The organism is Marinibacterium sp. SX1, from assembly GCF_050389775.1.
Lineage (GTDB): Bacteria > Pseudomonadota > Alphaproteobacteria > Rhodobacterales > Rhodobacteraceae > Marinibacterium.
This window is the reverse complement of sequence record NZ_CP177144.1, coordinates 755,759-768,885: the sequence shown is the minus strand read 5'-3', so window position 1 is coordinate 768,885 and position 13,127 is coordinate 755,759. Positions and strand designations below refer to the sequence as shown.

Here is a 13,127-nt window from a genome sequence, read left to right as displayed (position 1 = left end):
ATGTCGAAACGCGATTTCTACGATGTGCTCGGGGTGTCCCGTACCGCGTCTGCGGACGAAATCAAGAAGGCCTATCGCAAGAAGGCCAAGGAACTTCACCCCGACCGCAACGCCGACAACCCCGACGCCGAAAGCCAGTTCAAGGAAGCCAACGAGGCTTACGAGATCCTGAAGGACGCCGACAAGAAGGCGGCCTATGACCGCTTTGGCCACGCCGCCTTCGAAGGTGGCATGGGCGGCGGCCCGCGCCCGGGCGCCGGTGGCATGGGCGGCGGCGCCGATTTCCAAAGCGCCTTTTCCGATGTCTTCGACGACCTGTTCGGCGATTTCATGGGTGGCCAGCGGGGCGGCGGCGGTGGCCGCCGGGCCTCGCGCGGGTCCGATCTGCGCTATAACCTGCGGATTTCCCTCGAAGAAGCCTTCAGCGGGCTGCAGAAGACGATCAACGTGCCCACGGCCGTGGCTTGTTCGACCTGCAACGGCACCGGTGCCGAAGGCGGTGCCGAGCCGGTGTCCTGCCCGACCTGTTCGGGCATGGGCAAGGTGCGGGCCCAGCAGGGTTTCTTTACCGTCGAACGCACCTGTCCGACCTGTTCCGGCATGGGCCAGATCATCAAGAACCCCTGCCGCTCCTGTGGCGGGGCTGGTCGGGTCGAAAAGGATCGGGCGCTGTCGGTCAACATTCCGGCCGGTGTCGAGACCGGCACGCGCATTCGCCTGGCCGGCGAAGGCGAAGCCGGGCTGCGCGGTGGACCTCCGGGCGATCTCTATATCTTCATCGAGGTCACGCGCCACGAGCTGTTCGAACGCGATGGCACCAACCTCTATTGCAAGGTGCCGATGAGCATGGCCAAGGCGGCCCTTGGCGGGTCGATCGAAGTGCCGACGATCGACGGCGGCCGCGGCCGCGTGCAGATCCCGGCCGGCAGCCAGTCGGGCCGCCAGATGCGCCTGCGGGGCAAGGGCATGCCCGCCCTGCGCGGCGGCGGGTCCGGCGACATGTTCATCGAACTGGCCGTGGAAACCCCGGTCAACCTGACCAGCCGGCAGAAAGAGCTGCTGCAGGAATTCGATGAGCTGAGCGAGGATAACAACCCGGCGATGAAGAATTTCTTTTCGTCGGTGAAATCCTTCTGGGATTCGATGAAAGGCTGATGCCTGCGGCCCCTCGCGGGGTCTGCGCTTCCGGTTCAGGGCCGGGCCGGCACGTCTGGCCCGGCCTTTTTGATGGCACTCTTGATGCCTCTCCTTAACGCTTCGCTAACCAACGACGGCCTAGTCTCGGGCCATGACCGGCGATGCCTTTTCCGAATCCCCCCTGCCGCTCTTCGATGGCGAACCTGCACCGGTGCTGGCTCCCGGCGCGCGGTTGCCCTCGTATATCCAGGGCCATCGTGACCGGCTGCGCCAACGCTTCCGCGAAGGCGGCGCGGCGGCGATGCCGGATTACGAGCTGTTGGAACTGGTGCTTTTCCGCGCCCTGCCCCGCAAGGACACCAAGCCGCTGGCCCGGGCACTTCTGGACCGGTTCGGCGATTTCAACGGCGTGCTCAGCGCACCGCCCGAACGCCTGGCCGACATCAAGGGCGTGGGCGAGGCGGTGATCGGCGAGCTCAAGCTGATCGAAGCGGCCGCACACCGGCTGGCGCGGTCCAAGGTGTTGCGACGGCACGCGATTTCCGGCTGGGACGCGCTTTTGGATTATTGCCACACGACCATGTCGCACCGCGAGACCGAACAGTTCCGCGTGCTGTACCTGGATCGCAAGAACATCCTGATTGCCGACGAGGAACAGGCCAGGGGCACGGTGGATCACGTGCCGGTCTATCCGCGCGAAGTGGCCAAGCGCGCGCTGGAGGTGAACGCCTCGGCGCTGATCCTGGTGCACAACCATCCGTCGGGCGATCCGACGCCCAGCCAGGCCGATTTCGACATGACCGCGCGGATCGACGCGGCCTGCCAGGCACTGGGGCTGACGCTGCACGATCACCTGGTGATCGGCAAGTCGCGGGAAATCAGCTTTCGCGCCGAAGGATACCTGTGATGGGGGCGCTGCCCCCGTCCTCCGGTGGAGGACTCCCCCGGGAATACTTGGAAAGAGAAAGAAGCGGGAGGGCTGTCAGCGCACCCAGATTTCGACCCGGCGGTTGACACCGCGGCCCCAGTCGCTGTCGTCGCAGGCCATGGGCAGGGCCTCTCCGAAGGCGGCGACACCGATATCGACGCGATCGGCCAGGCCAGGCTCGACGGCGGCCAACACGGCATCCCGGACGGCGCCGGCGCGAGCCTCGGCGATGCGCAGGTTGTCGGCAGCCGGGCCCTGGCCATCGGAGAAGCCCGCGAACAGCAGGCGGCGGGTGTCATAGGTGCCCGTGGCGATGGCGCCCGCCAGCTGGGCGACATTCGAGCGGGATTGGGCATCGAGCCGGGCAGAACCGGGTTCGAAGCGGAAAGAGGTTGTCAGGCGGGCCAGCGGGGCCAAAGCCTGGGTCATAGCGCGCAGCTCGGGCAGGGCGATTTCCGGGCCGGCGGCCAGAAGGGCATTGGCAAAGCGATCGCCCTGATCGTTGATCGGGATTTCCTCGGGTGCCTGGTCGACAAAGCCCGAACGGCGGATGACGATCTGGGCCGGGTCGCTGCGGGTATAGGCCAGGAAATCGCGGGCCATCCGGGGCAGGCGCCGGGCTGGCAGGTAGAGGAAGAGCGGCGCGGTGAGGGGGTAATCTTCGGTTTTGATGGTGCGCCGCGTGGCCGAAAGGGAAAAACCGCAGCTGCCGGTGAGCGTCAGCGCCCGGGCCGGGGCGATCTCGGCGAAACCGGTGAAGCCAATGCCGAAGGGATCGTCACCCACGGCGCGGGCCACGTCACCCGACCGGGAATGGCGGCGGATATCGGCCCCCGGCCCATCCGCGTCGGGCTGCGCGCCCAGGGGGCGCAGCAGGCGGTCTTCGGCGGCCTGGGACAGGCCCGATCCGGCCGCGGGCAGGTGCAGCGTGACCGGGGCGTCGGGGCCGCCCAGCAGCGCCCAATTGGTGATCTCGCCGGACAGCAGGCGGGCCAGGTCGGTTGTCGAGATCTCGCGCAGGGGGTGGGTCAGCGTAACAACCGGCACCAGCGCATCCAGCGCCAGGACCCGGCTGCGGTTGGGTTCGGTCAGGTCGCCGATGCCGCTTTCCATCGCGCGCTGGCGTTCCTCGGGGCGGATCTCGCGGCTGGCCAGCACAACGTCGGCCTCGTTGGCCAGCAGGTCGGCAAAGCCTTCGTCGGTCGTGGTGACATGGAATTCGAACCGCGCCGCCGGGCGTTCGACCCCTTCGCGGACCAGCTCGTAGAGGAAATGCGTTTCGTCCAGCTGGATCCGCCGGGCCTCCATCTGCTGGCGGCGGGCAAAGCCTTCGACCAGCGCGGGCAACAGCACCTCGGTCATCGACGACGCGCCGGAAAACAGCACTTCGGCCACGTAGGTATCGATGTTGGGGCAGGCCGGGCCGTCGCAGATCACCCCCGAGCCGTCGACGGTCAGCTCGCCGAACTTGGTGTCGACGCGGTAGAATTCACCGTCGAAGCCCAGCAGCATGCCGCTGATTTCCACCGCCCCGTCGGGCGACCGCAGGGTGATGTCCTGGCTGGATGCGGGCGAGCCCCCCGCCAACGCCAGAAAAAATGCGGCGCAGAACGCCGCACGTGCCCATGTCATGATTGAAGTCCTGATCGCCGCTCAATTGGCCGCGATTTTCAGGTCATCGACCAGATTATTCAACACAAGAAAGTCACCGATGGCCGCGCAATTGGGCATTGTCAGATCCAGGTCACGGCTGGTCAGCGTACTGGCGTCGCGACGTTCCAGAACCTCGGCCGTCAGCGCGCGGGCGCAGGTCTCGGCGGTGACTTCGGCCTCGACACTCAGAGCGACGAGGCCGTTCAGGCCCGACCCGCGCGGGAAGGAATAGACCTCGGCCACGCGGGCATCGGGCCCGGCGCCATCGCCCAGCCGCTCAAGGAAACTGCCCGTCATCGGGTTGCCCGGCGCGCCGGCCCAGACATGGCCGGTGTCGCCATAGCCCGCGCCCAGTTCCAGCGCGTGGATCTCGAAGCCGGTGGGGCCCTGCCATTGCAGGGCGACGCGGCTCCAATGGCCGACATCGGGCACATCGGCGGAGACAACCGTGCCCGGCCCATGATCAAAGGACAGGATGAAAACGGCGTGATCGCGCAGGGCCGGCACGGTGACCGACAGGTGGCCGGCATCGTCGGTCAGGGCGCTGAACATCAGCCCGGTATGATGCAACGACAGCCGCGCGCCGGGATAGCAGGGCGCATCGACCGTCAGCGTGACAGACGCCCGGGGCGCGGGCACGGCAAGGGCGGTGATGTCACATTCGGGCAGCCGGGCCAGCTGGTCGACCGGGCCGGCGGGCAGCAGGTCGGTGTCGAGAAGGTCGGCTTCGCTGCGGGTGACCGTCTCGGCGGCCGGCGCGGGAACAGGCGTGTCATGGTCGACCGTGTGGCCGGCAATGGCCGCGGCGGGCACGCCCAGCATCGAGGCGGTGACAACCGGGGCGCCATGGGTTGGCGCGGCGGCCTGGGTGCGGGCGACAAAGGTCTGCGTGCCCCAGCCGATGGCAAGGGCGCAGGCAATGGTCCCGGCCACAAGCCCGGAGGTCTTGCTGGGATATGTCATCATGCTGGCCTCCTTCCGGATCGTCCTTCGCAGGGAAAGATGGCGCCGGATCGGGGCCAAGTTGTGGCCCCGGGCGGGAGTCATTCTGGCAGCATTGCGGCGATGCCGGGCCTCAGGCCGGGCTCAGGACAGGCGCCCGTGGCAATGCTTGAACTTCTTTCCGCTGCCACAGGGGCATTTCTCGTTGCGGCCCGGGGTGCCCCAGGTGCTGGGATCGTCCTCGACGAAACCGGGGGCCGGGGCTTCGGCTGTTTCGGTCCCGGCCTCGGCAGCCGCGGCGCCGGCGGGTTCGGGCGCGCTGGCCTGGCCCATCTGCTCGCGGGCCGCGCGCAGCATTTCCGGCTGGTCGGCGGCCATCTGGGCACGGATCTGGGCCATTTCCTCTTCGGACATGGGCCGGACATGGGCCAGCTGGGTCGTCACCGCCTCGCGCAGGCTGTCCAGCATGCCTTCGAACAGCTGGAAGCTCTCGTTCTTGTATTCGTTCAGCGGATCGCGGTTGGCATAGCCCCGGAAGCCGATGACCGAGCGCAGGTGTTCCAGCGTCAGCAGGTGTTCGCGCCATTTCTGGTCGATCGTCTGCAGCAGGACCTGCTTTTCGATGTTGCGCATGGTCTCGGGACCGAAAGCCGCGGCCTTCTTGGCCATGTGCTCGTCGGTCGCCTTTTCCAGCCGCTCGCGGATTTCCTCGTCGTCGACGCCATCCTCTTCGGCCCATTCGATCACCGGCACGTCAATGCCCAGCTTTTCGATCACCGCGGCATAGAGGCCTTCGTTATCCCATTGGTCAGCATAGGATTTCGGCGGCATGTGGATCTCGACCAGGTCGTCGATCACCTGGTGGCGCATGTCGGTCGTGATCTCGTTCAGATCCTTGGTCGCCATGATCTCGTGGCGCTGCGAAAAGATCACCTTGCGCTGGTCGTTCATCACGTCGTCGAACTTCAGCAGCTGCTTGCGCATGTCGAAGTTGCGGCCCTCGACCTTGGCCTGGGCGCGTTCCAGCGACTTGTTCACCCAAGGATGCACGATGGCCTCGCCTTCCTGCAGGCCCAGGGTCTTGAGCACCTTGTCCAGGCGATCGGAGCCGAAGATGCGCATCAGGTCGTCTTCGAGCGACAGGTAGAACGACGTGCGCCCCGGGTCGCCCTGACGGCCCGAGCGGCCGCGCAGCTGGTTGTCGATGCGCCGGCTTTCGTGGCGTTCCGACGCGATGACATACAGGCCGCCGGCCTCCATCACCTTGCGTTTCTCGTCGGCATGGCGGGCCTCTTCGGCCTCGCGCAGGGCGTGGGGATCGGCATCGGGGTTCTCGGCCAGCGCGGCCAGGACCTTCATCTCGACATTGCCGCCCAGCTGGATGTCGGTGCCCCGCCCGGCCATGTTGGTCGCGATGGTCACCGCGCCCAGGTGGCCGGCCTCGGCCACGATCTGGGCTTCCTGTTCGTGGTGCCGGGCGTTCAGGACGTTGTGCTTGATGCCTTCCTTGGTCAGCATCTGGCTCAGCATTTCCGACTTTTCGATCGACGTCGTGCCCACCAGGATCGGCTGACCCTTGCCATGGGCCAGCTTGATCTCTTCGATCATCGCCCCGTATTTCTCGGCCGCCGAGCGATAGACCTGGTCATCTTCGTCGACCCGGGCAATCGGCTTGTTGGTCGGCACTTCGACCACGCCCAGGCCGTAGATCTCGGCAAATTCCTCGGCTTCGGTTGCCGCCGTGCCGGTCATGCCCGACAGCTTGTCGTACAGCCGGAAATAGTTCTGCAGGGTCACGCTGGCCAGCGTGACGTTCTCGGGCATGATTTTCACGCCCTCCTTGGCCTCAAGCGCCTGGTGCAGGCCCTCGGACAGGCGGCGGCCATGCATCATGCGGCCGGTGAATTCGTCGATCAGCACGACCTGGCCGTCGCGGACGATGTAATCCTTGTCCTTCTGGAACAGCTTGTGCGCCCGCAGCGCCTGGTTCAGGTGGTGAACCACGGTCGTGCTTTCGGGATCGTAAAGCGTGTGACCCTCTTCCAGCAGCCCGCGCACCTGCAATTGTTCCTCGATGAACTCGTTGCCGTCCTCGGTGAACGTCACGTTGCGCTGTTTCTCGTCCAGCTCGTAATGCGCATCGGTCAGCGAGGGCACAACCGCGTCGATGTTGCGGTACAGCTCGGACCGGTCCTGGGCCGGGCCCGAGATGATCAGCGGGGTCCGGGCCTCGTCGATCAGGATCGAGTCCACCTCGTCGACGATGGCGAAGAAATGCTGCTTCTGGAAGATTTGCGCCAGGTCCGACTTCATGTTGTCGCGCAGGTAATCAAAGCCGAATTCGTTGTTGGTGCCGAAGACGATGTCGGCCTGGTAGGCCGCGAACCGGTTCTCAGGCCCCATGTCGGGAAAGATCACGCCGGCCGACAGGCCCAGCAGCTCATAGACCTTGCCCATCCATTCGGCGTCACGCTTGGCCAGGTAGTCGTTGACCGTCACGACATGAACGCCCTTGCCGGCCAGCGCGTTGAGATAGGCCGCGAAGGTCGCCACCAGGGTCTTGCCCTCGCCGGTCTTCATCTCGGCGATGTTGCCCTGGTGCAGAAAGATCCCGCCCATCAGCTGGACATCATAGGCCCTGAGCCCCAGCGCCCGCTTGGCCCCTTCGCGCACGTTGGCAAAGGCTTCGGGCAGCAGGTCGTCCAGGCTTTCGCCCTGGGCATGCCGCTCCTTCAGCTCGGCCGTCTTGGCCTGCAGCCCGGCGTCGTCGAGTGTCTCGAATTCGGGTTCAAGGGCGTTGATCTTTTCGATCAGCGGGCGCGTCGCCTTGACCTTCCGGTCGTTATGGGTCCCGAAGACCTTTTTGGCGAGTGTTCCGATCCCAAGCATGCGCTCTCCCGCTGATCTGACATATTCGTGGCCGGCAGCCACTTGTCGGCCCAGACCGCAGCCCGTAGATGTGTCGGAAATCCGATCTGACCTGCTTGCGGGCCACAAGGCGATGTAAGGGGCAGGCGAAACAGTGTCAACGCCGCGCCCCATCGCGGCCAGAAACATGGAATTTACCTTATGCGAAACGCTCTGAAGCTCTTGCCGGCGCTGGCCCTTGCCACTCTGCCGTTCGGCCCCCTGCAAGCCGAAGACGCGACCTCGCCGGAAACCGTGGTCGCCGTGGTGAACGGCAAGGAGATCACGCTGGGTCACATGATGATCCTGTATGCCAACCTGCCCCAGCAATATCAGCAGATCCCCGTCGCCCAGCTGTTCGACGGCATCCTGGAACAGCTGATCCAGCAGGAAGCCCTGGCCCAGCATTTCGATGGCACCCCGCCGGCCAGCGTGACCCTGTCGCTGCAAAACGAGGAACGCGCGCTGCTGGCCGCGTCGGAAATCGCCGGCATGCTCGAAGGCGTGACCAGCGACGAGGCCGTCCAGGCCGCCTATGACGCGCAATATGCCAATGCCGAGGGCGAGCGCGAATGGAACGCCTCGCACATCCTGGTCGAGACCGAAGCCGAGGCCAAGGCGATCCGCGAAGTGCTTGAAGACGGGGCAGATTTTGCCGAAGTCGCCAAAACCAGCTCGACCGGTCCCTCGGGCCCGTCGGGCGGTGAGCTGGGCTGGTTCCAGGCCGGTCAGATGGTCCCCGATTTCGAAACGGCCGTGACCGCACTGGAGGCTGGCGAGATCTCCGAGCCGGTGCAGACGCAGTTCGGCTGGCACGTCATCAAGCTGAACGAAACCCGCATCGCCGAGGCACCGACCCTGGACGAAGTGCGCGGCCAGATCGTCAGCGAGCTGGAAGGCCAGGCCATCGAAGAGCACGTCAAATCGCTGACCGATGCGGCCGAGATCGAGCGCCCCGACCTGTCGGGTGTCGACCCGGCCGCGCTGCAGCAACTCGACGCGCTGGACTGACCCGGATGGTCGGCGCCCTGCCCGTGTCCCCGCTGGCGCCGGCCAGCTTTCCCGACCTTCCGGTCATCGGCGGCGTGTCTTTCGCCGCCGTCTCCGCCGGGGTCCGTTACAAGAACCGCACCGACGTGATGCTGGCCACGCTGGCGCCGGGCAGCGCCGTGGCCGGGGTGTTCACCCGTTCGGCCACCCGCGCCGCGCCGGTGCTGGATTGCCAGGCCAAGCTGGGTGGTGACAGCCCGGACGGCGCGGCGATCCTGGTGAACTCGGGCAATGCCAATGCCTTTACCGGCAAGAACGGCCTTGATTCCGTTGCAGAAATCACCGCCGCCGTGGCGGCTGCAACAGGTGTGCCCCAGGCGCGGGTATTCACCGCGTCGACCGGTGTGATCGGGGAAAAATTGCCCCACGACCGGATCATCGCCAAGCTGGGCGACCTTGTCGGCGCGCTGTCCCCGGACGCCGCCGAGACCGCCGCCCGCGCGATCATGACCACCGACACCTTCCCAAAAGGGGCCTCGGCAGAGGTCGAGATCGGCGGAAAAACCGTGCGGATTGCGGGCTTTGCCAAGGGATCGGGCATGATCGCGCCCGACATGGCGACCATGCTGGTCTACATCTTCACCGACGCGCGCATTGCCCAGCCGGCGTTGCAGCAGATGCTGTCGGGGCTGACCGACCGGACGTTCAACTGCATCACCGTCGACAGCGATACCTCGACCTCGGATTCGCTGATTCTGGCTGCGACCGGCGCGTCTGGTGTCTCCGTCGACGGGGAACAGGCCTTTGAGGACGCCCTGCATGGCGTGATGCTGGACCTGGCGCATCAGGTTGTGCGCGACGGCGAAGGTGCAACGAAATTCGTCGAATTTCGTGTCACCGGCGCGGCGAACGATCAAGATGCCCGGACCCATGGTCTTGCGATGGCCAACTCGCCGCTGGTCAAGACGGCCATCGCCGGCGAGGATCCCAACTGGGGGCGCATCGTCATGGCGATCGGCAAGTCCGGCGCCGCGGCAGATCGCGACCGGCTCAGCATCCGGTTCGGTGACATCCTTGTCGCCAGCGATGGCTGGGTGAACCCGGACTACCGCGAGGACGATGCCGCCGCCTACATGAAGGGGCAGAACCTTGTCGTGACGGTAGATCTTGGGTTGGGCGACGGTCAGGCAACGATCTGGACCTGCGATCTGACCCACGCCTATATCGACATCAACGCGGATTACCGGTCGTGAAGACCGTTCTTGTTTCAGCCGTTGCGCTGATCGATGCCGATGGGCGGGTCCTGCTCGCCCAACGGCCCGAGGGCAAGGCCATGGCGGGGCTCTGGGAGTTTCCCGGCGGCAAGGTCGAGCCCGGTGAAACCCCCGAAGCGGCGCTGATCCGCGAGTTGCACGAAGAGCTGGGCATCGACACCTGGGCATCGTGCCTGGCGCCGCTGACCTTTGCCAGCCACAGCTACGACGATTTCCACCTGTTGATGCCCCTATATGCCTGCCGCAAGTGGGACGGCATCGTCCAGGGACGCGAGAATCAGGCTCTGAAATGGGTTCGGGGTGATTCGCTGCGCGATTATCCGATGCCCGCAGCCGACATTCCGCTGATTCCAATCCTGCGCGACTGGCTCTGACGCGTTCGGATACGTTGCGTCAATAGTTCCGAAGTCGGAGAAACTTCCGTATTCGAAACGCTGTCTGCTGAAAATATCCGCGAAACAACAAAATTTCTGCGAAAAGGCATGCAGTTTGTGAATGTTTCGTAAACGATTTCCGGTGTATGAAGGGTCTGTAAACACAAGGGGACGAGACATGCTTCGTACGATCACAGTTGGGACCTGTGTTTCCGTTCAGGGGACCTTTGTCCGCACCTACCCGGATGGCCGGATTGCCGTGAAAGTCGGCCAGACGGTTTATGCCGGGCGTCCGGTCGGCCAGGCCGCCTGACGAACACCGTACCCAACGCAAGACAGCACTGACATCATGAAACAAAAGAGCGCGGGATTTCTCCCGCGCTCTTTTTCGTTTCAGATCAAGAGGATCACGCTTAGTCGAGCGTCCGCGTGACCTCTTCGCGTTCAAAGATCTCGATGACATCCGCAGGCCGGATATCGTCGTAATTCTCGAAGGCCATACCGCATTCCTGGCCCGACTGGACCTCGGCGACCTCGTCCTTGAAGCGCTTGAGCGTCTTCAGGGTGCCTTCGTGGATCACGACGTTGTCGCGCAGCAGGCGCACGCCGGCCGACCGGCGGGCAACGCCCTCGGTGACCAGGCAGCCTGCAACCTTGCCGACGTTCGAAACCTTGAAGACTTCCTTGATCTCGGCATAGCCGATGAAGTTCTCGCGGATCTCGTTGGACAGCAGGCCGCTTGCCGCCGCTTTGACGTCATCCACCAGGTCGTAGATCACCGAATAATACCGGATCTCGACGCCCTTCTGGTTGGCGCTGTTACGGGCGGGCGCGTTGGCCCGGACGTTGAAGCCCATGATCGGCGCGCCCGAGGCCTCGGCCAGGCCGACATCCGTTTCCGTGATGGCGCCCACACCATAGTGCAGGACCCGCACGCGGACCTCGTCGTTGCCGATCTTCTCCATCGCCTGGACGATCGCCTCGGCAGAACCCTGCACGTCGGCTTTCACCAGGATCGGCAGCTCGGAGACGTTCTCGTCTTCCTTGGCCTTGGCCAGCAGCTGTTCCAGGGTCGTCGCGGCACCGGCGGCGGCGCGTTTTTCCTTGGCTTTCTCGCTGCGGTACTCGGCGATCTCGCGGGCCTGGGCCTCGGTTTCGACCACGTTCAGCACGTCACCGGCTTCGGGCGTGCCGTTCAGGCCCAGCACCTCGACGGGAACCGACGGACCGGCTTCCTTGACGCGCTTGCCCTGGTCGTTCTCCATGGCGCGGACCTTGCCGTACTGTTCGCCGACGACAAAGATGTCGCCCTGCTTCAGCGTGCCGGTCTGGACCAGAACGGTGGCAACCGGGCCGCGACCCACGTCGAGCTTGGCCTCGATCACCGCGCCCTGTGCGGGACGGTTCGGGTTGGCCTGCAGTTCCAGGACCTCGGCCTGAAGCGCGATCGCTTCGAGCAGCTCGTCCAGGCCCTTGCCGGTCAGCGCCGACACTTCGACATCCTGCACATCGCCCGACATCGCCTCGACGATCACTTCGTGCTGCAGCAGGTCGGTCCGCACTTTCTGCGGGTTGGCGGCCGGCTTGTCGCACTTGTTGATCGCCACGATCATCGGCACTTCGGCCGCCTTGGCGTGGTTGATGGCCTCGATCGTCTGGGGCATCACGGCGTCATCGGCCGCAACCACCAGAACGACGATGTCCGTCACCTGGGCCCCGCGCGAACGCATCGAGGTAAAGGCCGCGTGGCCCGGCGTGTCGAGGAAGGTCAGCAGCGAGCCGCTGTCGGTCTTCACCTGGTAGGCGCCGATATGCTGGGTGATTCCCCCGGCTTCGCCGGCCACGACCTTGGCATCGCGAATCGCATCCAGAAGCGACGTCTTGCCGTGGTCGACGTGACCCATGATGGTGATGACCGGCGGGCGCGGCTGAAGATCTTCGTCCTTGTCCGCGGCCTGTTCGATCACCTGTTCGACATCGGCATCGGAAACGCGGACCACCTTGTGGCCGAATTCCTCGATGATCAGCTCGGCGGTGTCGGCGTCGATCGTCTGGTTCTGGGTGACCATCATGCCCATCTGCATGAGCGACTTGACCACTTCACCGACACGTTCGGCCATCCGGTTGGCCAGTTCCGACACGACGATCGCCTCGGGCAGCTGGACCTCGCGGACCACCTTTTCCCGTTCGACCGGGCCGCCCATGGCCTTCTGGCGGGCGCGTTCCTGCTTGCGCTTCATTGCGGCCATCGACCGCTGGCGGCCGCCTTCGCCGCCCGAAAGCGCCTGGTTCAGGGTCAGCTTGCCCGAACGCCGGTTGTCGTCGCGGCCCTTGCCACGGGTCTGGCGCTGCTCGCGCTCGCGGTCCTGCTTGCGCGGACCGGCGTCGCCTGCCGGCGCCTGCTTGGGCGCGGCACCACGGGCATCCGCTTGATTTTCCGCAGGTTTCGCAGCCGCTGCCGCGGCTTCGGCGGCCGCGCGCTTGGCAGCCTCGGCTTCCTCGCGGCGCTTGCGCTCTTCTTCTTCGGCCTTGGCCTTGGCGCGTTCCTCGGCCTCGCGCTGTTCACGCTCTTTCTGTTCGGCCTCGGCCCGGCGGCGCTCGCGCTCTTCGGCGCGCGCCTTTTCCTCGGCTTCGCGGGCGGCGACCTCGTCGGCCTCACGCGCCTTGGCGGCCTGCACGGCCTTCAGCCGGCGCGCCATTTCCGCGTCGGAGATACCGGCAGGACGGCGAGACGGATCCCCGGACGGCGAACCGCCCGCGCCCCCCTTGCCCTGTCCGGGCTTGGGGACGACAACGCGTTTGCGCTTGGTCTCCACCACGACATTCTTGGTGCGCCCGTGGCTGAAGCTCTGCTTCACGTTCCCCGGACGGGACCCGCCACCACGTACACCCAAGGTCTTCTTGCCGTCAGTATCGCTCATT

Annotated in this window: 10 protein-coding genes; 6 read left to right on the top strand and 4 right to left on the bottom strand. The window is 65.5% G+C overall.

The window, feature by feature from the left end:
* Entirely contained in the window at positions 1–1,155 is a 1,155-nt protein-coding gene (dnaJ, locus tag ACK3BB_RS03540) for a molecular chaperone DnaJ (RefSeq protein ID WP_428927354.1), read from the top strand.
* A 133-nt stretch (positions 1,156–1,288) separates the two neighbouring features.
* On the top strand, positions 1,289–2,044 hold the full coding sequence (radC, locus tag ACK3BB_RS03535; protein ID WP_428927353.1) for a RadC family protein: 756 nt from the start codon (positions 1,289–1,291) through the stop codon (positions 2,042–2,044).
* A 75-nt stretch (positions 2,045–2,119) separates the two neighbouring features.
* Here radC and ACK3BB_RS03530 read toward each other — a convergent pair whose 3' ends face one another.
* The 3 genes from ACK3BB_RS03530 to secA form a co-directional block, all read right to left on the bottom strand.
* Positions 2,120–3,697 carry a phosphate ABC transporter substrate-binding/OmpA family protein gene (locus tag ACK3BB_RS03530; RefSeq protein WP_428927352.1) on the bottom strand — a complete coding sequence of 526 codons (1,578 nt, stop codon included), beginning with the start codon at positions 3,695–3,697 and terminating at the stop codon, positions 2,120–2,122.
* A 21-nt stretch (positions 3,698–3,718) separates the two neighbouring features.
* Positions 3,719–4,684 (bottom strand): hypothetical protein, encoded by a 966-nt coding sequence (locus ACK3BB_RS03525; RefSeq protein WP_428927351.1) that lies wholly within the window; start codon positions 4,682–4,684, stop codon positions 3,719–3,721.
* A 120-nt stretch (positions 4,685–4,804) separates the two neighbouring features.
* Complete coding sequence (gene secA, locus ACK3BB_RS03520; RefSeq protein ID WP_428927350.1) at positions 4,805–7,549, bottom strand: preprotein translocase subunit SecA; 2,745 nt, start codon at positions 7,547–7,549, stop codon at positions 4,805–4,807.
* 180 nt (positions 7,550–7,729) lie between these two features.
* Here secA and ACK3BB_RS03515 point away from each other — a divergent pair, with 180 nt between their 5' ends.
* The 4 genes from ACK3BB_RS03515 (at position 7,730) to ACK3BB_RS03500 (ending at position 10,518) form a co-directional block, all read left to right on the top strand.
* The gene (locus ACK3BB_RS03515) at positions 7,730–8,578 is read left to right on the top strand and encodes a peptidylprolyl isomerase (RefSeq protein WP_428927349.1); all 849 of its coding nucleotides are present in this window, start codon (positions 7,730–7,732) and stop codon (positions 8,576–8,578) included.
* A 5-nt stretch (positions 8,579–8,583) separates the two neighbouring features.
* Positions 8,584–9,810 carry a bifunctional glutamate N-acetyltransferase/amino-acid acetyltransferase ArgJ gene (argJ, locus tag ACK3BB_RS03510; protein ID WP_428927348.1) on the top strand — a complete coding sequence of 409 codons (1,227 nt, stop codon included), beginning with the start codon at positions 8,584–8,586 and terminating at the stop codon, positions 9,808–9,810.
* Positions 9,807–10,205 carry a (deoxy)nucleoside triphosphate pyrophosphohydrolase gene (locus ACK3BB_RS03505; RefSeq protein WP_428927347.1) on the top strand — a complete coding sequence of 133 codons (399 nt, stop codon included), beginning with the start codon at positions 9,807–9,809 and terminating at the stop codon, positions 10,203–10,205. Before argJ ends, ACK3BB_RS03505 begins: the two co-directional genes overlap by 4 nt.
* 178 nt (positions 10,206–10,383) lie before the next feature.
* Positions 10,384–10,518, top strand: coding sequence for a hypothetical protein (locus tag ACK3BB_RS03500; protein WP_428927346.1), 135 nt, complete (start codon positions 10,384–10,386; stop codon positions 10,516–10,518).
* Between the two features lie 100 nt (positions 10,519–10,618).
* Here ACK3BB_RS03500 and infB read toward each other — a convergent pair whose 3' ends face one another.
* On the bottom strand, positions 10,619–13,126 hold the full coding sequence (gene infB / locus ACK3BB_RS03495) for a translation initiation factor IF-2 (RefSeq protein WP_428927345.1): 2,508 nt from the start codon (positions 13,124–13,126) through the stop codon (positions 10,619–10,621).
* Position 13,127: the final 1 nt, after the last annotated feature.

What these genes read in the sequence shown, in the direction of transcription:
- dnaJ (WP_428927354.1), top strand. Translation starts at nt 1, where the DNA reads ATGTCGAAACGCGATTTCTACGATGTGCTCGGGGTGTCCCGTACCGCG.
- radC (WP_428927353.1), top strand. Translation starts at nt 1,289, where the DNA reads ATGACCGGCGATGCCTTTTCCGAATCCCCCCTGCCGCTCTTCGATGGC.
- ACK3BB_RS03530 (WP_428927352.1), bottom strand. Translation starts at nt 3,697, where the DNA reads ATGACATGGGCACGTGCGGCGTTCTGCGCCGCATTTTTTCTGGCGTTG.
- ACK3BB_RS03525 (WP_428927351.1), bottom strand. Translation starts at nt 4,684, where the DNA reads ATGATGACATATCCCAGCAAGACCTCCGGGCTTGTGGCCGGGACCATT.
- secA (WP_428927350.1), bottom strand. Translation starts at nt 7,549, where the DNA reads ATGCTTGGGATCGGAACACTCGCCAAAAAGGTCTTCGGGACCCATAAC.
- ACK3BB_RS03515 (WP_428927349.1), top strand. Translation starts at nt 7,730, where the DNA reads ATGCGAAACGCTCTGAAGCTCTTGCCGGCGCTGGCCCTTGCCACTCTG.
- argJ (WP_428927348.1), top strand. Translation starts at nt 8,584, where the DNA reads ATGGTCGGCGCCCTGCCCGTGTCCCCGCTGGCGCCGGCCAGCTTTCCC.
- ACK3BB_RS03500 (WP_428927346.1), top strand. Translation starts at nt 10,384, where the DNA reads ATGCTTCGTACGATCACAGTTGGGACCTGTGTTTCCGTTCAGGGGACC.
- infB (WP_428927345.1), bottom strand. Translation starts at nt 13,126, where the DNA reads ATGAGCGATACTGACGGCAAGAAGACCTTGGGTGTACGTGGTGGCGGG.